General features: G+C 41.7%; 19 protein-coding genes. 15 read left to right on the plus strand and 4 right to left on the minus strand.

What is annotated here, in order from left to right; all coding sequences use genetic code 11:
* Together tsaD and ACESM0_RS07020 are read left to right on the plus strand one after the other, a co-directional pair.
* A partial coding sequence (gene tsaD / locus ACESM0_RS07015; RefSeq protein ID WP_372905001.1) for a tRNA (adenosine(37)-N6)-threonylcarbamoyltransferase complex transferase subunit TsaD occupies positions 1 to 831 on the plus strand: 831 nt, incomplete at its 5' end.
* A gap of 79 nt (positions 832 to 910) precedes the next feature.
* Positions 911 to 1921, plus strand: a complete 1011-nt coding sequence (locus ACESM0_RS07020) for an isocitrate/isopropylmalate dehydrogenase family protein (RefSeq protein ID WP_372905003.1) — start codon at positions 911 to 913, stop codon at positions 1919 to 1921.
* Positions 1922 to 1990: 69 nt separating this feature from the next.
* On the opposite strand, the gene ACESM0_RS07025 is transcribed toward ACESM0_RS07020, so the two are convergent.
* Entirely contained in the window at positions 1991 to 2482 is a 492-nt protein-coding gene (locus ACESM0_RS07025) for a metallophosphoesterase (protein WP_372905005.1), read from the minus strand.
* A gap of 172 nt (positions 2483 to 2654) precedes the next feature.
* Here ACESM0_RS07025 and gatC point away from each other — a divergent pair, with 172 nt between their 5' ends.
* The 5 genes from gatC to ACESM0_RS07050 all read left to right on the plus strand — a co-directional run bounded on the left by gatC (position 2655) and on the right by ACESM0_RS07050 (position 7007).
* Positions 2655 to 2945, plus strand: a complete 291-nt coding sequence (gatC, locus tag ACESM0_RS07030) for an Asp-tRNA(Asn)/Glu-tRNA(Gln) amidotransferase subunit GatC (protein WP_372905007.1) — start codon at positions 2655 to 2657, stop codon at positions 2943 to 2945.
* A 48-nt stretch (positions 2946 to 2993) separates the two neighbouring features.
* Complete coding sequence (locus ACESM0_RS07035) at positions 2994 to 5483, plus strand: hypothetical protein (RefSeq protein ID WP_372905009.1); 2490 nt, start codon at positions 2994 to 2996, stop codon at positions 5481 to 5483.
* Positions 5484 to 5632: 149 nt separating this feature from the next.
* Positions 5633 to 6352 carry an ATP-grasp fold amidoligase family protein gene (locus tag ACESM0_RS07040; protein ID WP_372905035.1) on the plus strand — a complete coding sequence of 240 codons (720 nt, stop codon included), beginning with the start codon at positions 5633 to 5635 and terminating at the stop codon, positions 6350 to 6352.
* Positions 6353 to 6424: 72 nt separating this feature from the next.
* Complete coding sequence (locus ACESM0_RS07045) at positions 6425 to 6706, plus strand: type II toxin-antitoxin system RelE/ParE family toxin (protein ID WP_372905011.1); 282 nt, start codon at positions 6425 to 6427, stop codon at positions 6704 to 6706.
* A gap of 10 nt (positions 6707 to 6716) precedes the next feature.
* Positions 6717 to 7007 carry a HigA family addiction module antitoxin gene (locus ACESM0_RS07050; RefSeq protein WP_372905013.1) on the plus strand — a complete coding sequence of 97 codons (291 nt, stop codon included), beginning with the start codon at positions 6717 to 6719 and terminating at the stop codon, positions 7005 to 7007.
* A 40-nt stretch (positions 7008 to 7047) separates the two neighbouring features.
* Here ACESM0_RS07050 and ACESM0_RS07055 read toward each other — a convergent pair whose 3' ends face one another.
* A complete protein-coding gene (locus tag ACESM0_RS07055) occupies positions 7048 to 7881 on the minus strand; it encodes a glycosyltransferase family 2 protein (RefSeq protein WP_372905015.1) in 834 nt (277 codons plus the stop codon).
* Between the two features lie 48 nt (positions 7882 to 7929).
* On the opposite strand from ACESM0_RS07055, the gene ACESM0_RS07060 reads away from it, so the two are divergent.
* The 6 genes from ACESM0_RS07060 to ACESM0_RS07085 all read left to right on the plus strand — a co-directional run bounded on the left by ACESM0_RS07060 (position 7930) and on the right by ACESM0_RS07085 (position 14694).
* Complete coding sequence (locus ACESM0_RS07060) at positions 7930 to 8856, plus strand: glycosyltransferase (RefSeq protein ID WP_372905017.1); 927 nt, start codon at positions 7930 to 7932, stop codon at positions 8854 to 8856.
* Between the two features lie 2 nt (positions 8857 to 8858).
* Positions 8859 to 10358: a lipopolysaccharide biosynthesis protein gene (locus ACESM0_RS07065; protein WP_372905018.1), complete on the plus strand. Its 1500-nt coding sequence runs from the start codon at positions 8859 to 8861 to the stop codon at positions 10356 to 10358.
* The gene (locus tag ACESM0_RS07070; RefSeq protein ID WP_372905020.1) at positions 10336 to 11322 is read left to right on the plus strand and encodes an NAD(P)H-quinone oxidoreductase; all 987 of its coding nucleotides are present in this window, start codon (positions 10336 to 10338) and stop codon (positions 11320 to 11322) included. Before ACESM0_RS07065 ends, ACESM0_RS07070 begins: the two co-directional genes overlap by 23 nt.
* A gap of 146 nt (positions 11323 to 11468) precedes the next feature.
* Entirely contained in the window at positions 11469 to 12569 is a 1101-nt protein-coding gene (locus ACESM0_RS07075; RefSeq protein WP_372905022.1) for a hypothetical protein, read from the plus strand.
* Positions 12570 to 12584: 15 nt separating this feature from the next.
* The gene (locus ACESM0_RS07080; RefSeq protein ID WP_372905024.1) at positions 12585 to 13346 is read left to right on the plus strand and encodes a FecR domain-containing protein; all 762 of its coding nucleotides are present in this window, start codon (positions 12585 to 12587) and stop codon (positions 13344 to 13346) included.
* Between the two features lie 103 nt (positions 13347 to 13449).
* Positions 13450 to 14694 carry an NAD(P)/FAD-dependent oxidoreductase gene (locus ACESM0_RS07085; RefSeq protein WP_372905026.1) on the plus strand — a complete coding sequence of 415 codons (1245 nt, stop codon included), beginning with the start codon at positions 13450 to 13452 and terminating at the stop codon, positions 14692 to 14694.
* A 57-nt stretch (positions 14695 to 14751) separates the two neighbouring features.
* Here the strand turns inward: ACESM0_RS07085 and ACESM0_RS07090 are convergent, their stop codons facing one another.
* Both ACESM0_RS07090 and ACESM0_RS07095 read right to left on the minus strand, forming a co-directional pair.
* Positions 14752 to 16086 carry a PhoH family protein gene (locus tag ACESM0_RS07090; protein ID WP_372905027.1) on the minus strand — a complete coding sequence of 445 codons (1335 nt, stop codon included), beginning with the start codon at positions 16084 to 16086 and terminating at the stop codon, positions 14752 to 14754.
* Between the two features lie 239 nt (positions 16087 to 16325).
* Positions 16326 to 17099: a TrmH family RNA methyltransferase gene (locus ACESM0_RS07095; protein ID WP_372905029.1), complete on the minus strand. Its 774-nt coding sequence runs from the start codon at positions 17097 to 17099 to the stop codon at positions 16326 to 16328.
* A gap of 90 nt (positions 17100 to 17189) precedes the next feature.
* Between ACESM0_RS07095 and ACESM0_RS07100 the strand changes: the two genes are divergently transcribed.
* Together ACESM0_RS07100 and ACESM0_RS07105 are read left to right on the plus strand one after the other, a co-directional pair.
* Positions 17190 to 18710, plus strand: coding sequence for an aldehyde dehydrogenase family protein (locus tag ACESM0_RS07100; RefSeq protein WP_372905031.1), 1521 nt, complete (start codon positions 17190 to 17192; stop codon positions 18708 to 18710).
* A 174-nt stretch (positions 18711 to 18884) separates the two neighbouring features.
* On the plus strand, positions 18885 to 20477 hold a 1593-nt coding region (locus ACESM0_RS07105; protein WP_372905033.1), incomplete at its 3' end, for a serine/threonine protein kinase.

Here is a 20477-nt window from a genome sequence, read left to right on the forward strand (position 1 = left end):
ATTTGGAAAACGACAAGTCAGGCGTTGGATGAATCCGGTGTTAAAATCGAAGAAATTGATGCAATTGCGGTAGCTCAGGGGCCCGGTTTGATGGGGTCTCTGTTGGTTGGATTGAGTTTTGCGAAAGGATTGGCACTCACATATAAAAAACCTCTGATTGGAATCAACCACATCGATGCTCATCTGTACGCCAATTTCATTGAGTATGAAGAGACCTACCCTTTTGTCGGTTTGATTGTATCCGGCGGACACACCCGATTGGTTTATGTTGATAAGGCTTTCAGTCATGAGTTATTGGGAGATACCAGGGACGATGCGGCCGGCGAGGCGTTTGATAAAATAGGAAAGCTCCTTGGCCTGTCTTATCCGGCAGGACCGGTAGTGGATAAATTAGCAAAGAAAGGAGACCCTCAATTTCATGATTTTCCGCGATCGATGATTAACAAAGGGTTGGATTTTAGCTTCTCCGGATTGAAAACCAGTGTCCTTTACTACACGCAGGAGAAAGGAGATGATTTTGTGCAAAATCATCTGAATGATATTTGTGCCAGTGTTTCAGCAGCTATAACAGATGTGTTAGTAGCGAAGCTGAAGCGAGCCGTAAAAAAGAAAAAAGTGAAACATGTGATGCTGGCAGGCGGAGTTTCTGCAAACTCCATGTTAAGAAAAAAAATGTCTCAATTTGCTGATGATCAAGATTTGGATTTAATGATTCCCGCTCTTCAATATTGTACGGATAATGCAGCGATGATTGCCGTAACCGGAGCGTTGAAAGCAAGACTCGGAGATTTTGATGACTTGAGCCTGAAACCCTTTGCGCGAGTGAGTTAAAAGCGATTTCATTCAAATCTAAGTCTTAAAATCCATATCTTGGAACGAAATAAAATTGATCAAAATAACTGACTAACCTATGCATAATGTTGTATTGATTCCGGGTGACGGGATTGGGAAAGAGATTACGAAATCGGTAACAAAAATTTTAGATACGGCCGGCGCAAAAATCAATTGGATTGAGTGTAAAGCAGGAGAAGGAGCAAATGATGAATTGGGAACTCCACTTCCGGAAGAGACAATTGCGGCTGTTAAAGAGCATCGAATTGCCTTAAAAGGTCCGCTGACAACACCGGTTGGGGCAGGTTTTAGATCGATCAATGTGGCTCTTCGGCAACAATTTAATTTGTATAGCAACATTCGTCCGGCGAGGTCACTCCCTAATATTGACAGTGCTTACCAAGGTGTAGATTTGGTTCTTTTCAGAGAAAATACTCAGGGTCTTTACATCGGAAAAGAACATTGGGTGGATAAGGAGGAAACACATGCTGAAAGTATTGCTGTAGTAACACGCGATGCGAGTGAAAAAATTATTACGGCTGCTTTTGAATATGCCAAGAAGCGTGGACGGAAAAAAATTACGCTGGTACACAAAGCAAACATTCTGAAACTGACGACCGGACTTTTCCTGGAAATCGGTAAAGAGATTGCACAAAACTATCCGGAAATAGAGTTTGAAGATCTGATTGTGGATAATATGGCAATGCAGATGGTTATGCGTCCTCAACAGTTTGATGTGATTGTGACTACAAACCTCTTTGGCGACATACTATCGGATCTGGCTTCAGGTTTGGTAGGCGGACTCGGTGTAACAGGGGCTGCCAACATTGGTGATGATGCAGCGATGTTTGAAGCAGTTCACGGTTCTGCACCGGATATTTCCGGAAAAGGACTCGCGAACCCAACCGCACTTCTGTTTTCAGCACTTATGATGCTGGAGTATTTAGGGGAGGACAGACTGGCTGAAAAAATCAGATCGGCTATCTATACTGTACTTCAAGAGCATAAAAACGAGTGTACACAGGATATTGGTGGAGAAGGAAATACAGAAAGTTATACAGAAGCGATCTGTAAGCTTTTAAGGGATTAATTCTCTCTTTTTTTGATAAGTAACTGCCATATAAAAGGCCGTGTGATTTTAATACGGCCTTTTCTGTTTTTAATCGGTTAGCTCAATAAACCTTACCTGTTTGGTATCCGTATCAAACAGGGCAATCAATGGATCCTGATCAAAACCGTTTACGCTACCCGGGTTGATTGTAATCGTATCCCCGGCTGCCCCAACTTTTGCCTGGTGAGTATGCCCCGAGATAACCACATCATATTTCTCGCAATTTTCGAGGCTTTCCGTTATCTCTGGATAGGTTCCGTGGTAGACGGCAAACTTCAGTTTTTCTTCCTCAAATGAGTAAAAATCACCGTGAAGCGTTGCACCGATCTCATCAAACTTTTTCATCAATAGAAATTTATCACCGTCATTATTACCAAATATACCGTCCAGTTTTAAACCGTTAAAGAGTGGAATGGTAAAAGGACTGCAGTAATCTCCGGCATGTATAACTCTGCTTACATTATGTTCTTTAAACTTCGCTACGGCTTTATTAATGTGTTCAACGTGGTCGTGAGTATCTGAGCAAATGCCAATTAACATAGAGTGGGTTTTTTGGTCACATTTCTCTCAAGCAAATAAAAAGCTGGGAAATAATAAAGCTCAAAAACTATTTGTGGTAGAAATACCGCTTAAGTGCTTAAGCTTTTGATCAGGATTTCTTACCTTTATCAATCGAAAAAAGTAATTACTTGTATTAAAGGAAGAACAGTTTATGTCAGTTACAAAAGATGATGTGTACTACGTGGCCAATCTTGCCCGCTTGCAATTAGATGACAATGAAGCTGAAAGTCTGCAAAAGGATATGAATAATATTCTCGGCTATGTTGAGACACTTAATGAGCTTGACACATCCGATGTTGAACCACTTGAGCACGTAACTGAAGTGATTTCTACGGAGTTTAGAAAAGATGAAGCTAAAGAGCCGCTAAGCCATGATGACGCTTTGAAAAATGCACCTGATGCTGACTCTGACTACTTTAGAGTTCCACGAGTTATTGAGTAGTCATATTGTTGAAGTGAGTCACTTTCCAACTCTAACCTAATTTCATAGATGGCTTCCAAAAAAAGTAAAGGCAAAGATACAAAAAAGGTTCAAAAATCTGACTTTTGGGAGTCGCTTTCCAAGCGGAAAAAACACCTATTCTGTTTAGCCTTTCTATTTATTCTGCCCGTGATACTTTTCTATGCATCTGTTTTAGGCGGGCAGCAGTATATGGGTAACGATATGATCCAGTGGAGAGCAGGTGCTGAATCCCTGATAGAATATCAAGAGCAGTATGATGAACCGGCTCACTGGGCGACCAATATGTTCTCCGGAATGCCGGCTACTACTATTTCTCATCCGCCTCAAATCATTAATCTGGATAAAACACTTCTAAAATTTCTGCAGTTTATCTATCCCGCCGCAGAGATGTGGATTCTGTTGGGAGGGGCCTATCTGATGTTTATACTGATGGGTGCCAAACCGCTATCAGCTGTATTTGGCGCAATTATAATTGGTTTTTCAACCTACATTCCCATTATTATTGGAGCCGGTCATAACGCTAAGTTTCTGGCGTATATTTACATTCCCTGGCTTTACAACGGATATATTCTTTTGACGAGATCGAAAGTGAATCCCTGGCTTGCCATGTTTCTGTTTGCCTGGGCACTGACTCTTCATCTTCGTGCATATCATCCACAGGTTACCTATTTCTTCCTCTTTCCACTAGGCACACTCTTTCTTTACGATCTTGCCAAAGCGATTCGTGAACGTAAAATTAAGCCGTTTGCCATTCAGACAGGTTGGTTGGTTGCCGCTGCTGTTATCGCAGTTTTGGTTACTATTCAACTGTATTGGAGCACGCTTGAGTATTCCACATTTAGCATGCGAGGAGGATCAGAACTTGCCGGTAACGATGGTCTCGCAAGAGATTATGCGTTTGCATGGTCGCAAGGCTGGGGTGAATTGCTGACACTCATTATTCCGGGGGCCTATGGAGGTTCTGAGCTTTATTGGGGTCCCAAGACATTTACGAGCGGTCCGCACTATTTTGGGGCACTCTCATTTCTATTTTTGACCCTGGGAGTACTCAAATCTACACATAAATTAAAGTGGATATTTCTTGGTCCCGGTATTGCCACACTGCTGTTTTCACTGGGTGAAAACTTTGGTGCGCTCAACAATACGATGTTCGCCTATTTTCCACTGTTCGATAAATTCAGAGTACCGGAAATGTGGTTGATGATCTCTGTTTTCTGTTTTTCGGTGCCCGCGGTTTTTGGGATGGATTGGATTTTGGATCAGTTTAAAGAGAAGAAGAATTCAATTCAGTGGAAAAAACCGGTATTTATCGCGTCTGGATTGGCTATTGTCATAATTCTGATCGGATTCCAGTTCTTATCATTCGAAAAACCGGGTGAAAGAGAGAATGTTGCTGAACAGATAGCCTCACAAAATGAAGTACCTGTCGATGATCCCCGGGTTTCGCAGGCTGTAGACCGGTATTTGCAAAATGAGATGATTCCACAGCGTGAGGAACTTGCGAGAGCCGATACTCTTCGATTTGCAGTTTTATTTTTTGCCGGAGTTGGAATATTATTTGCTGTAGGATTGCAAAAGATATCTATTTCTATTGGCGGAATGTTGTTTTGTGTTCTGCTTGCTTTTGATTTTATAAGAGTCGATCAGCGGTACATGAGTGAGCGATCTTTGGTAAGTCAAAGTGTGGATAGGGAACAGGTTCTGGAGAGGACCGAGCGTCCTTTAGATCAGTTTTTAATGGAGAACGTCAAAACAGACGATACTTGGGAATACAGGGTTTTACCTATGCTTGATAATCCATTTAACAACGCAACCCCTGCTTATTTTTATCCATCAGTTGGAGGCTATTCCGGTGCAAAATTGGGGTATTATCAGGACCTGATTGATGAAGCGATTTTCTCCGGACCTTTTGGAGTCAATACAGGAGTCTTGAATATGCTGAACGTGAAATATCTATCTGCACAGGGAGCATTTAATATTCCAGGTTTTGAGGAAGTTTATCAGGGCCGGGATGGAGTGGTAATGGAAAACAAAAATGTACTCCCGAAAGCTTGGTTTGTAGATCGTGTTGAAACAGTTGAAAATCAAACCGAAATATTAGAACGTATTTCGCAGGATTTTAATCCCGCAGATGTAGCGTTTGTGATTGAAGAGATCGATGATATTTCTACGGAAGGCGACAAAACAGTGTCACTTGTAAGGTACAATGCAAATGAAATTGAGCTTCAGATTAGTGCGGACCAACCCGGTTTTCTGGTCTTGAGTGAAATCTGGTATCCCAAAGGCTGGGTATCAACCCTGAATAGGGAAGAGATCGACGTGATTCGAACCAACTACGTATTAAGGGGATTTGAGATACCGGCCGGTGATCACACCTTAAAGATGAAAATGGAACCGGTTTGGTATGAAACGGGCAAATGGCTGGCGCGTGCAGGTACATTGATGCTGTTCTTAATTTTGGGAATTGGAATCGTCCGGTATCGAAAAGAGAAAGGTGATCAATCATCTCGTCAGTAACGGGCAATATTGCGCGGTTTTTTGTTAGGAAAGTCTTTTGGGGCGGTTTCCACAAAATCCTTACAGACAGGCAGTATGCAAAAATCAGATATTGGCTTGATGTTGGAAGGCCACTCAATCTGAATCAGCCTTCAGCATTCACAGAAAAGATTCAGTATTTAAAATTAAACAATCGGAATCCATATAGGCAAAAAGCTGCCGATAGAATACTTGTGAGAGATTATGTTGGGGAGAAAGCAGGAGAAAAATATTTGACTCCCTTGCTGCTTGAAACGGATGAACTGAGTTTAACCGATTGGAAATCCCTGCCCAACAATTTTGTACTTAAAGCTAATCACGGCTGTGGAATGGTTAAGCTGATTTTTGATAAATCATCTGCGGAATTTGAACAGATAAAGAAGCTGACTCAGAGTTGGCTCAATTTCGACTATGCAAAATTTGGGAGAGAATGGGTATATGAGGATGTACCTCGAAAAATTGTGGTTGAAGAATTACTTACTAGCAGTGAAAATGAAATTCCTGAAGACTATAAATTTTTCTGTTTTCACGGACAGGTTGAGATGATCCAGATTGATATCGGGCGATTTAAAAACCAGCGAAGAAACTTATATAACCGCGATTTCCAACTGATTGATGCCAAATGCCTCAATCCAAATTCAGAGGAAAAGATTACAAAACCTCAGAATTTGGATGAAATGATAGAAGTTGCTGAAAAACTTGCTTCAGAGTTTAACTTCATCAGAGTCGATCTCTACTCGGTTATTAACCGTATATACTTTGGTGAACTGACCAATTTTCCTGGAAACGGGTTTATAGCCTATCAACCGGATAGTTTTGACTTTGAGCTAGGTAAAAAGTTGAATTTGTAAATTAAATCATATTTTTATTTGGTAATAAAATTTAAAAGGATATTTTGTTACGTGTAACGTAACGCAGTGCCAATGATTAAATCTTTTGCAGATAAAGAGACTGAAAAGATCTACCATCGTAATTATTCAAAGAAGTTTCCTGAAGAGATTCAGCAAAGAGCATATCGGAAACTGTTGCAAATTGATCTGATGACTGAGCTCAAAGAACTGCAATCACCGCCGGGGAATCGACTCGAAAAGCTTAAGGGTGATCGGGATGGGCAGCATAGTATTCGAATTAACCAGCAATGGAGGATTTGTTTTAAATGGCAAGAAGGGGATGCGTTTGACGTTGAAATTGTAGACTATCATTAACTAACTATATATGGAAAAGTTAAAACCTGTACACCCCGGAGAAATGTTGAAGGAGGAGTTTTTAGATCCAATGAATATTTCTCAAAGAGAATTTGCACGTATTATTAAAGTGCCTGCCAACAGAGTGAATCAAATAGTAAATGGAAAACGTGCCATTACAGGAGATACAGCTATACGATTCGGATTGGCATTGAATACCTCACCGGAATTCTGGCTTCGTCTTCAAGACCGCTTTGAACTGGAAAAAACGTATGATGAGGTTGGTGATTCTCTAAAGAAGGAGATACAACCTATCTTATAAAAATTGTTTTTATAGTTAGTTCAAACAGCATAGAGATCTTTTAGAGAAAAAGTTTTCTTGTAATCTCTTTTATTAAAAGGTGACGCGGTGTTGCTTTAAAGAGTTCAAGCCACCCTGTATGTTTACCTTCGGTGATTTTAATACGGTATTTTTGATACTTGATCTGCTCAGAATTCATCTTATCCCGATGTTTTTGAAAACAAGCTATGTACCCATCTGTTTTACTGTCGGACGTTGTGATGCTTTCCCGGTCTTCGTTCATATTGACAACCTGCAGGGTATGAGGTGCTGTCTTGATCGGGCCAAAATCATGGGCCAGCCGAATCCATAAATCATAGTCCTGAGCCGATTGGAGTGATTCATCATACCCGCCAATTTTTTGCAGATACTCTTTCTTTGTTAAAACCTGATTCCCCACTTGGTTATAAAAAAGAAGGTCATGAAGCGTGATAATGGGTTTTTTCTTCCAGACAATCTCCTTTTCCCCAAAGTCCATTCTGTCGTTAGAGGTAACGGCTGAGTAGCCTTCTTGAAACTCTTCCATCAAAAGTTCAATACGATTGGGCCTCCAAATATCGTCGTCATCCAATCCGGCAATATATTCACCTTCTGCATTTTTAATAGCGATGTTTCGGCTGGCTGACGCACCCTTAGAGGTACTATTCTGAATTACTTTCAAATTCTTATGTTTATCAGAAAGGGACTCCAGCAATTGTGGTGTTTCGTCTTCGGATGCATCATCTACAATAACAATTTCTATATTTTCCCATGTTTGATCCAGAACGGATTGAATAGCGCGTTCCAGGATTTCAGCACGATTGTGCGTTGGGATAACTGCTGAAACCAGGGGTTTGGAATGATTTTCTGAGTTCAATTTTCTTCTGCTACCATTTCGTTATATTTGTTGCCGGACAAAATACATATGATAAACCACACATCCATAACGATCGCAATCTGTACCTACAACCGGGCAGAATATCTGAGTGATACACTACGATATTTGTCTGACCAGAATGCAGATTCCAATGATTTTGAGATCTTGGTGATTAACAATAATTCTTCGGATCAAACGGCAGAGATATGTTCCGGCTTTGCTGAAGAGAATCCACATCTGAACTTCAAAGCAGTTGAAGAGTCACGCCAGGGACTCTCGTTTGCCAGAAACAGGGCTATTGATGAAGCAACATTCAATTCGATACTCTACATTGACGATGATGTTCATTTACCCAAAGATTTTGTGAGTACGGCCCTTCAAAAATTGCAAAAAAATATGGATGCAAAGTGTATCGGAGGACGAATTAAAGTCTCGTTTGATGACGGTGAACCCGACTGGATTCCGGCTGAACTGATGCCGATGTTTGGCCTGCATGATCTGGGAGATCGCGAGAAAGTTTATCCCAAAACGAACTTTCCGCGAGGTGGTAATATGTTGATCAAAAAAGAAGTTTTTAATGCGATCGGAAGATTTGATACGGAATTGGGCAGAATCGGGAAAGAGCTTTTGGGCAGCGAAGAGAAAGCTTTTTTTGACCGGGCCAGAGAGCACGGCTTTCAGCTTTATTATTGGCCTGAAATGAGTTTGTATCACCGAATTGGGCAAAAAAGATTGACGAATGATTATCTGAGAAATCAGTCAATGGGTATAGGTTACAGTGAAAAAGTTCGTTTGCTGCATTCGCCCGGTAAAAAAGCCGTAAAACTGATAAGTGAACTTGTGAAATTTGCCGCGAGTTTAATACTAAGTTTCGGATACCTTTTTAAAGGAAAAGCGAAAGCAGCCTCATTTATCCTGAAATTTAGGATTTGGGTCTTGAACGGATTTTTGAAATCTGATAGTGGAGGGGCGTAGAGTTGGGGATTATAGCAAAACAGAGTGTTTGGAATAGTCTGATAATCTATGTGGGAATCGGTCTCGGTTTTGTTTTGACCATCTTTCTCTATCCTCACATCCTTGATCCCGATCAGTATGGACTGACACGTGTGATGGTTTCCGCTGCTTTGATTATGTCTCAATTTGCGCATTTAGGGTTTCAGAAACTGATTCTGCGCTATTTTCCATTTTTTAAAAATGCATCTCCAAAAGAACACGGGCTTCTTTTTTGGGCATTGACTGTTCCGTTTGGTGGTTTTTTACTCTTTACGATTCTCTTCTTTCTTTTTGATGAACTGTTAATCAATGTTTACTCTGAGCGATCACCGCTTTTTGTGGACTACTACCTTTGGCTGCTACCACTGACACTTTTTGTACTCTATTTTGAAGTGCTAAATAACTATTTGAGATCACTTCGTGACTCTACCACAGGCTCAATTGTAAATGAAGTTTCACAGCGGTTGTTTGCTATTCTATTTCTGGGCTTCTATTTCTTTGGATGGATCAATTTCACACAGTTTGTAGCTCTGTTTGTTCTGAGTTATGCATCACAGCCACTTATTATTTTGGGGCAGATCATCCGTAAAAAAGAGTTTATGATTACACCCAACTTCAGGATTTTAAAGAACCGTTTGGTGAAAGGGATGGCCAATTATAGTCTCTATTCACTGCTAGGTGGATTAACAACGGTTCTCGTGTGGAATGTGGATGTGTTGATGCTCGGTTCTATGGCAGGCCTCAACAGTACCGCTATTTATGCTATAGCATTTTATATTGGCTCAGTTATAGCTGTTCCGCAAAAATCTATTAATAAGATTGCAACTCCGTTGATCTCGGAATTCATCAAGCAGAAGAAGTGGAATGAAGTAGACAGTATCTATAAAAAGACATCGCTGAATCAACTTATTTTCGGGCTAACAATTTTTGGGATTATATGGCTTAACGTTGATTTGCTCTTCTCGTTTTTGCCGGAATTATATCTGGATGGAAAATGGGTGGTATTTATAATCGGCATTGGTAAATTGATCGATATAGGGAACGGCTCAAACGGTGTGATCTTACTGAACTCCAAACACTACAGAGTTAGTTTTTATACAAATATCATTTTAGTTGTGGTGACCGTACTCGCAAACTACCTGTTGATTCCACAATACGGCATTGAAGGTGCAGCGATTGCATCTGCCGGAGCTATATTTTTCTACAACGGGGTTAAGTATTTGTATGTAAAATTACGGATGGAAATGACTCCTTTTACAATCAAAACTACCATTGTACTTTCTTTGGGAATTGTTGCACTGTACATATCCTCTTTGGGTGATTTTGGCTTCGGAAATCTTTGGATATCCGGAACGCTTAAGTCTCTGATCTACTTAGCTCTTTTTGTAGGACCGATACTATATTTCAGGGTATCGGAAGACATCCATCAGCTTATTTTTAACTCAAAACAGGAAATTGATAATGAAAGCACTACTGGTCAATAATCAACCTGATGAGCCGGTAATGGAGTTCGGAGATTATCCAACTCCTGAACCGGAAGAGAATGAACTGCTTGTGAAGGTTAAATCCACGGCACTAAATCGGGTTGATCTGCTCCAAAAGAGAGGGAAATATCCTGTGCCTGAAGGTGAGACCCTGATTTTGGGACTGGAAATGTCAGGTGTTGTTGAATCTGTTGGAAAAGATGTTAAAAAATTCAGGAAAGGAGACCGTGTGTTTGGCCTCCTTGGAGGTGGAGGGTATGCCGAGTATACTACGATCCACGAAGATCTAGCTCTTTCGATTCATGATTTTATTTCATTTGAAGAAGCTGCAGCAATTCCGGAGGTTTTCTTAACAGCCTATCAGGCATTAATATGGCTGGGTGAATTGAAGGAGGGAGAAACGGTTTTGATCCATGCGGGTGCAAGTGGTGTCGGTACGGCTGCCATTCAACTCGCTAAACATTTAAAAAACGCTCAAATTGCGGTTACAGCCGGCAGCAAAGAGAAGCTGGATCTATGTAGATCATTGGGGTCAACACTTCATATCAACTATAAAGAGCAGGATTTTGCTGAAAAGATTAAAGAGAGATTTGGTGAAAACAGTATTGATCTGATTATCGATTTTGTAGGCTCACCGTATTGGAAAAATAATATTAGTAGCCTGGGGATGGACGGACGAATTGTTTATCTGTCAATGCTGGGAGGAGCAGAAGTTAAAGAGATGGATCTAGTGCCAATATTAAGGAAAAGACTGACTATTCGAGGGTCTACTTTGCGAAACCGCTCGTTAGAGTATAAAAAACAGCTAACAGAGGAATTTTGGAATAGCACAAAAGATCTATTTGAAAAAGAAAAACTCACCCCGGTTATCAGTGCTATAGTTGATTGGGCTAACGTTGAAAAAGCACATAAAATGATGAGTGAAAATAAAAATGCAGGAAAGATAATACTCAATGGCATGTAGCGAGTTAGATAGATTTAACAAAATTCTTCGATTGTTAATCAGATCTATAAGCATAAATGCGTAGGTTCTACTATTCTAAACTAAGGAACTTTTTACAGAACTGTTTTGCCAAAATGGTGAATAACATACTTAATTCTATACTGGTAATGCTCGTTTTCTCGGTTGCTGCAGTTGCGCAGTCATCCGATATGGAACTTGATATTAAAATGGATTCTGATTTTTCACAAGAGGATCTATCCGAAATGTTTAGTGCAGTTATTGAGCAGAATGATCTAACTCAGTTTTTCCAGATTACTGCCGAAAATAGATCCAGCGGTATACTGAGAAATAACTTTGTAATTCTTGAAGTACATAGTGAGGCATTTGGAACTGTTCTCACTGCAGAGCAATCTTCATCCGGTGTTTTTAGTTTGAACCCGGGCGGGCAGATTACCTTCTCAAATTTGAGCATAACAGAGATTTCAAATCTTGAGATTAGAGGTGAGCCCGAATTTGATTTAATGATTACATCCGATGGAAGGAAACTCATTCAAAATTTAAGAAGGGGTTATCTGATTGCCGATGATCTCTTCACTCTAAATGTAAGAATAGAGCAAGATATAATGGATAATCGGGATACTCTTACTCAAGAATCTATTTCATTTGAGACAGCTCTTAGTGAAAGTGAACTTGTGATAGAGACAGACCGTGAGATTGTAGCTGAACTGATGGGGCTTAATGTATCAAACGAGGCTCCGGAGTTTTCCTGGACTGGAGAACAGAATCGGCCGTACCGATTGGTGATTGTAGATACTGATCGAGCACAAAATGTAGATGCACTGTTTTCTGAAAGATTTGCCGGTGAACATTCTGAAAATGATATCCGGGATGAGCAAGCCGGAGTAGTTTTGGACGTAATAGCAAGTGAACCAAACTATCAAATACCGGATCGATTTGCAGGACTATTTGAAGGGGGGAAAACATACGCATGGCAAGTGCAATCCAGTAAACAGACTGTTCAGGATAATTTTGTCCAAGCCTATTCGGATCGGCTTGAGTTTACTACAAGTTTCCCAATTGAAGGAGAAATTCGTGAACTGCTGGTCAATATTTTTGGTGAAGAACGAACAAATGAGTTTATAGAAAACGGTCTGATGCTTGATCAGATTCAGGTGGATGGAGAAACCTATTCCAAAGAGGAAGTGCTAAGAATTCTAAGAGAAATGGCAGGGAAAATTGAAAATAACCAACTAAAAGTAGTTAGCTAACGAAAGGTGGCAGAAATGAAAAAAACAATTATAACACTTGTAGTAATAGGTGCGATTATAACAGGAATTATCCTGATGCTATCAGACAGTGGCGATAGCAGCTATGAAGTACCGGTATTGAATGAAACAGATGATGAGGTCGCATTTGTAAGAAGGTATGTGCCTTCTGTAACGGTCACCAATGTGTCGTATGCAGATTCATTGCAAGAGGTCGGAAGAGCATTGATTTCCGGTGATACACTAACGACCGGAAATAGCGGATACGCAATGGTTCTGTTTCTGGATGAATCTATTGCAAGGGTGAGCCCAACTTCTCAAATGGTGATTCGAAGTGAGCTGAATCCTGAAAAAAATCTGAATTTACGTACTCATGTAGGCATGTTACTTGGTGGAATGTTTCTGGATGTAGAGAGCAACCCGAACCGTGAGTTTGAGATAACCACAACACGGGCTGTGGCTTCTGTGAAAGGAACACGCTTTGGTGTAACAGCTGATGATAAAATCTGGGTAGAAGAGGGAGAGGTAGAAGTAACAATCAGAGAGACCGGCGAAGTGCGATCACTGGTAGATAAAATGTATCTGCAAGTGGAAGCAGATGGCACCATTGATAGCGGTGAGTTGACCGACCAGGAGCTGGCAGAGCTGGTTGATGAATACGAAATACTTGAAAGTGATTTGATCGAACGACAAATGAAGATTCAGTTTAGAAACAGGTCAGGGGATCCTGTTGAAGAACAGATCAGAGTGTTCGAACAGTCGGATTCATCAAATGAATAGACTCTGTCTTTAAGAACAAAAACCTCTTTTCACGCTAAATGGGAAGAGGTTTTTTTATTTAATCTATTCTCAACCCGAATAAATCTTTTTGTATTTTTGGCTCATGGAAAAGAAAGAGCCACAAAAAATTGCAATCATCGGTGGAGGTGCGGCCGGGTTTTTTACAGCGGTTAATGCAGCAAGGCTGAATCCCCAATTAGCCATCACTATTTTTGAAAAATCAAGAGAAGTACTCTCCAAGGTGCGGGTTTCAGGTGGCGGACGATGCAACGTCACGCATCACTGCTTTGATCCCGAAATACTTTCAAAACACTATCCGAGAGGAGAAAAAGTACTTCGCTGGAGTTTTGAACAGTTCGATTCAAAAGATACAGTAGAGTGGTTTGAAACCAGGGGAGTAAAATTAAAAGCTGAAGAGGACGGCCGGATGTTTCCGGTAACGGATGATTCGCAAACGATTATCGACTGCCTGATGAGTGAAGCCCGAAAATACGGGGTGAATATTCGCACAAAAACAAAAGTTGACGCTGTTGTGCCTGAGGCGGATGGCGGGTTTATGTTGTCAATCAAAAAAGAGAGCCCTGAAAAGTTCGATGCCGTGGTTGTTGCCACAGGTGGCTTTATTCGCGAAAAAGCGTATGGGTGGCTCAAAACACTGGGGCATTCGGTTCATTCACCTGTCCCGTCACTATTTACGTTCAATTTTCGAGAGAAAGTATTGTCTGATCTGGCCGGAATTTCTGTAGAAAATGCACACGTAAAAATTGAGGAGTTGCCATTTCAGGAGTCCGGGCCTGTTCTGATAACACATTGGGGACTAAGCGGACCGGCTGTGCTGAAAATTTCTGCCTGGGCAGCGCGGGATCTGCATGATCTGGAGTATCGGTTTCATGCTTTGGTGAACTGGGTTCATCCGGATAATGAACAAGAGGTCCGCGACAAATTGATAAAATTGCGGGAATTCAATGCACGAAAAACAGTTTCGAAACAGGACCTCTTTCCATTTCCAAACAGATTGTGGGATCGATTTCTGGAACTGTCGGGTATCAAAACAGATAAGCGATGGGCTGACCTTTCAAACAAAGAGATTCATGATCTGACTCAAACACTGTTTCGAAGCCGCTATAATATTCAGGGAAAAACCACCTACAAAGAGGAGTTTGTTACCTGCGGTGGAATTCCTCTGGATGAGGTAGATCCGGATACACTGGAGAGTAAAATTGTGCCCAATCTTTATTTTGTAGGGGAAGTTCTGGATATCGACGGCGTAACCGGCGGATTCAACTTTCAAGCCGCATGGACAAACGGCTGGCTTGCTGCAAAAGCGATCACTAGTCATGAGTCTTGAGATGAGAGTCGTGAGGAAACATTCTGAAAAACTTTACTCAAGACTCATATCTCAAATCTACAAATACTTACTTGCCAGGTTGGCCAGTGTGGAGCGTTCACCTTTTTCCAGGTTGATATGTGCGTATATTTTGTTGTTGTGAATCCTGTCAATCATGTAAGAGAGTCCATTTGTCTGGGTATCGAGGTACGGCGTGTCGATCTGGAAAATATCTCCTGTAAAGATGATTTTCGTGTTTTCTCCGGCACGTGTAATAATCGTTTTGATCTCATGCGGGGTCAGGTTCTGCGCCTCATCAATAATAAAGATCACATTATTCAGAGAACGGCCTCGAATGTAGGCCAAAGGTTCGATCGAAAGTTTCTCAGTCTGAATCAGCTCATCAATTTTCTTATAGGAAGAGCTGCTCTCCTTATACTGATTTTTGATGATACTCAGGTTATCCCATAATGGCTGCATATAGGGATCAATTTTTGACTTCACATCCCCGGGAAGGTATCCGATATCACGATTGCTCAGCGGAACAATAGGTCGTGCGAGATAGATTTGTCGATATTCTCTTCGCTGCTCAAGCGCACCGGCCAAGGCCAGAAGCGTTTTCCCGGTTCCGGCTGCACCGGTGATGGTAACGAGCTGTATCTCAGGATCCATGATGGCGTGAAGGGCAAACGTCTGCTCGGCATTTTTCGGTGAAATCCCATAGGCGCACATTGGTTTGATCAGCTCTACATTTTCATTTTTGGCGTTATAATGTCCCAAAGCAGAACTTGAGTGATTCTTCAGGATGTAGTAGTGATTACTGATCGGTTCACTCTTTTCCAATTTGTTGTGTTTGATGTGGCCCTTCTTGTAGAGATCATTAATCGGTGCATTATCTTCAAACTCCAGTTCCGTTTTGCCTTTGTAAAGATGGTCGATATCCTTTATTCGGATGGTCTCATAATCTTCGGCATCCAGTTTCAATGCACGAGCTTTCAATCTCAGATTGATATCTTTGGATACAAGAACCACCTTTTTAGCGGTCTCCTTTTCTCTTAAATGAAGAGCGGTATTTAGAATCCGGTGATCATTTTTCACCGAACCGAAAAGCCTGGACGCTACATCATCCAATCCTTCATCACTGACGACGCGTATTTTTCCGTGCGTTTTTCCATTCAGCGGAATCCACTTTTCGATCATATTGGCATCGGAAATTTTATCCAGATATCGAATAAATTCCCGGGCGTGAAGGTTGGTTACGGAGTTCCCTTTTTTAAAAGAGTCAAGCTCCTCAAGCACGGTAATGGGGATAGCGATGTCGTGTTTTTCAAAATTTCTGACAGCGTCGGAGTCGTAGAGGAGAACTGAAGTGTCTAGTACAAAGATCTTCTTCGCTTTTTTGGCTCGTGGCATAGACGAAGCGGGTCAGGTTAATGGGGCTGTTCTGTAGATTACTTATTTAACTATAGTTAAACAGTGCCTTAGAATCAATAAAGTCCGGAAAGTTAATAGTGATTTAATGTGAGTAAGCTTTAATCCGATTGATAGGAAAGTTAGAGCAAATATGTTGTTTACATGCCTTTTCACAGATTTATGCTGTGAAGTCACAAATTTTCGGAGAGTAGATGAAAATTCAAACGCAGAGTTATAAATTAAGCTATCGAAGAGAATTGATATAGTGCGATACTCAGTGCGACAGCTGCATTCAAACTTTCAACATTTTCAGGATTTCCGTCAATCCTGATTCTCTTTCTTCCTGACATAAGTTCAGGGTTTATTCCATTCCCTTCATTTCCAATAATCAGGATATTGTGTATCGGAGTTTGGGCCTTTTTTAAAGAAACAGATTCTGTTCCGCCATCCAATGCGGAAACACTCCAGCCGATAGCTTCAAAATTTTTTAGTGTACCGGAAAGGTCTGTTTTTATATAGGGAAGTGCGCCGGTTGCACCTGCGGTACTTCGTACTACTTTTGGATGAAACGGATCAACGGTTCCGTGCCCGATCAGCAAACCTGAAACATTGAACCATGAAGCGGTACGGATCATCGTGCCCAGATTGCCGGGATCCTGAACAGCATCAAAGGCAACCAAGAGGCCATCTTTTTGAGATAATATATCTGAAGTTGATTCCTTCGGTGTGTGGCAGATAGCGATAACTCCCTGAGGTGTATCCGTATCGGATAAAGAGTTAAATTCTTCGGTGTTCAATTCGTAGAGAGTCAGACCTGAATTTTTGAATGTTTCGTCCAGGTTAAAACCTTCTTCAACCACTAACGCTTCTACTTTAATACGTTTTTGATTGATGATCTGCTCAACACAGCGCAGACCTTCGGCAATAAACTTGTTTTCAAGCTTGCGGTATTTTCCCTGAAGCAGTTTTCTCCATTCAGTAAGCTGACGATTTGATGGGGATGAAAAAGTCATAAATTTTTATTTAACTCCTTAGCTTGAATTGGGTTTCGTAGATCAAGACTCTATATTCCAAGAAACTACTAATTAAGACAAAGATATAGTATGAAAGATTTTTTAAGCACACTCGGTATTAAAGAGAAGAATGCCGGAACGTCTACCGGTCAAAATTATATAGAAAACACGTCTGCCAATCTGCTTACAAGCCACACTCCCTCTGACGGGTCAGAAATTGGGTCCGTTTACGAAACAGCTAAAGAGGATTATGAGCAGGTTGTAAAAGCATCGCAGGAAGCATTTAAAGAGTGGCGCATGATGCCTGCTCCGCAGAGAGGTGAGATTGTTCGCCAGATCGGGCAGAAACTTCGAGAGTATAAGGAGCCGCTTGGTAAACTTGTTGCCTATGAGATGGGTAAGATTTACCAGGAAGGATTGGGCGAAGTTCAGGAGATGATCGACATTTGCGACTTCGCCGTTGGTCAATCCCGAATGCTCTACGGGAAAACGATGCATTCTGAGCGCCCGGAGCATAGAATGTATGAGCAGTGGCATCCGCTTGGCCCTGTAGGAATTATTTCTGCGTTTAACTTTCCTGTCGCCGTTTATAGCTGGAACGCAATGATTGCCGCTATCTGCGGCGATACCGTAATCTGGAAAGGGTCGGAGAAAACACCTCTATGTTCTGTTGCCGTTCAGAATATTATCGGAAAAGTCTTAAAAGAGAATGATGTTCCGGAAGGAGTCTTCGGGATGATTACCGGCGGACGTGAGGTCGGTGAATGGATGACAAACGACGGACGTATTCCTTTGATTTCTGCTACCGGATCCATCCCAATGGGTAAGCAGGTTGGAAAAACTGTCGCTGCGCGTTTGGGTAAAACAATTCTGGAGCTGGGCGGAAATAACGCCATCATCATAAGTAAAGAAGCTGATCTGGAAATGGCAATTCGAGCGATTGTATTCGGCGCCGTTGGAACGGCAGGGCAACGCTGCACCAGTACCCGTCGGTTGATTATCCATGAAGATGTTTATGATGAGTTGAAAGATCGTCTGGTAAATATTTACAAGAGTATTAAAATTGGCAATCCGCTTGATTCAGATACATTGGTTGGCCCGCTCATCGATCAGGATGCCGTTGATGCCATGCAGTCAGCCTTGAAAAAAGTAGAGAAAGAGGGGGGATCTGTTGCTTGTGGAGGCGATACTCTGGAAAATATGGAAGGCCACTACGTGAAACCGGCTATCTGTGAAGTAGAAAACCACTACGAAATTGTACAGGATGAAACGTTTGCTCCCATACTTTACCTGATCAAGTACAGTGAATTGGATGAGGCACTCGAACTGCACAATGGTGTTGTTCAGGGACTCAGTTCATCGATGTTTACGCTGAATATGCGCGAAATGGAGCGATTCCTGAGCCACGCAGGATCAGACTGCGGAATTGCGAACATTAACATCGGAACGAGCGGTGCTGAAATTGGCGGAGCGTTTGGTGGTGAAAAAGAGACCGGCGGCGGGCGCGAATCCGGATCAGATGCATGGAAAGCTTACATGCGCCGACAAACCAATACCATCAATTGGGGTGATGAACTGCCTCTTGCCCAGGGAATTGAGTTTGAAGTGTAAATTCAGGTTTCATCAAAATGGAATAACTGCGGGTATATGGTTTAATGATGCTATTTATCATATAACCGCGTTATTTCGATGATGATTTTTAAATCATTTCAACACTTATTACTGCGATTGACCTTTATCGGTTAGGGGTTAATTATGGCATTATTCATTGACAAATAAGGGGGTATGGATAAAAAAAAGTGGGAAAATACAGAAGCTGAATTTGATGCACTCTTTGATCTAAGTGAGTGTGACAAGAAGAAACGGTTAGAAACCCTACGTGAAGAGAACCCGCAGCTTTATGAGGATCTTAAACACCTTCTTGAACTTGCAGAAAACTCTAAACATTTCCTCGAAGAGGGCCGGGATAAATATCTGAACAGTCTGTTCAAAGATCTGGTAGCTGAGTCAGCTCCGGAAACAGAAGATGATTTCGTGCCCCGTAATGTTGGTAGATATAAATTGCTTAAACAAATCGGCAGGGGTGGAATGGGTAATGTTTACCTTGCCGAGCGGTCTGACGGACTGTTTGAACGCAAGACAGCTATAAAATTTGTCCGTACTGAACTGAACAACAGGGAGGTTAAAAAAAGATTCAACCGTGAAAAGAAGATTCAGGCATCACTGGATCACCCTTCTATTGCACGTCTTTACGACGCAAGCACCGACGAACACGGTGTTCCGTTCCTGGTGATGGAATATGTAGATGGACAACCCATTACCACCTATTCGGATGAAAATAACTTATCAGTCAGGCAAAGAGTTGAATTGTTTATCTCTGTTTGCAAAGCCGTACAGTATGCCCATCAAAACCTCATCATACACCGAGATTTAAAGCCTTCAAATATTCTTATTAATCCCGAAGGCGAATGTAAACTTCTTGATTTTGGTATTGCAAAGCTTCTCGATCAAGAAGGGGATCTGCCTGAGTTAACACAAACGGGGCAGCAATATTTCTCAATGAAGTATGCCGCGCCTGAACAGATTCAAAACAGACCGGTAAACACACTTACTGATGTCTACTCTTTGGGAGTTCTGCTTTATGAACTGCTAGTCGGTTCGTTGCCTTACAGTATTACAGAAAAAACTACCTACGGTGAATTTGAACGAAAAATATGTGTTGATCCGGTATCGAAACCAAGCTCAGTAGTTCGAAAATCTAAAGATCTATATAAACAGCTTCAGGGTGATTTAGATAACATCGTACTGAAAGCTCTAGAAAAGTCGCCAGAGCGCCGTTACCGTTCAGCTGAGGCGCTGGCTGATGATCTGAAACGCTATCAAGACAATTTACCAGTATCGGCCCGACCGGCGGGGATCATTTACAGGTCGCGAAAATTTATTCAGCGTAATAAAAAGATTTCATCATTTGCCGCAGTGCTTCTTATTACGGTACTCTCCGGATTATACTATCATACGACCGAAATTAGTAAGGAGCGTGATATAGCAAAGATACAGCGCGATCTTGCGGAGCTGGAAGCCTCCAAAACTGCGCGGGTCAGTGAATTTGTGGTAGGTCTTTTTGAACAATCCGATCCTTATTCCAGCTCAGGGAAAGAGCTTACTGTAGGCAGCCTCTTGGCTCAGGGGAGGGACAGGATTGAGACACTGGATGAAGCGCCACTGGTGCAGGCTGAGATGTATATGGTTTTAGCTCGAGTTTACCGTTCACTGGCCGAGCATGAAACCGCACATAAATTATCAGGTCAGGCACTCAACTTATTGAAAGAACAGGCTTCACCTGATACGGTAAGCCTGGCAAGTGCCTGGACAATGCGT

This window comes from Rhodohalobacter sp. (assembly GCF_041686455.1).
Classification (GTDB): domain Bacteria; phylum Bacteroidota; class Rhodothermia; order Balneolales; family Balneolaceae; genus Rhodohalobacter.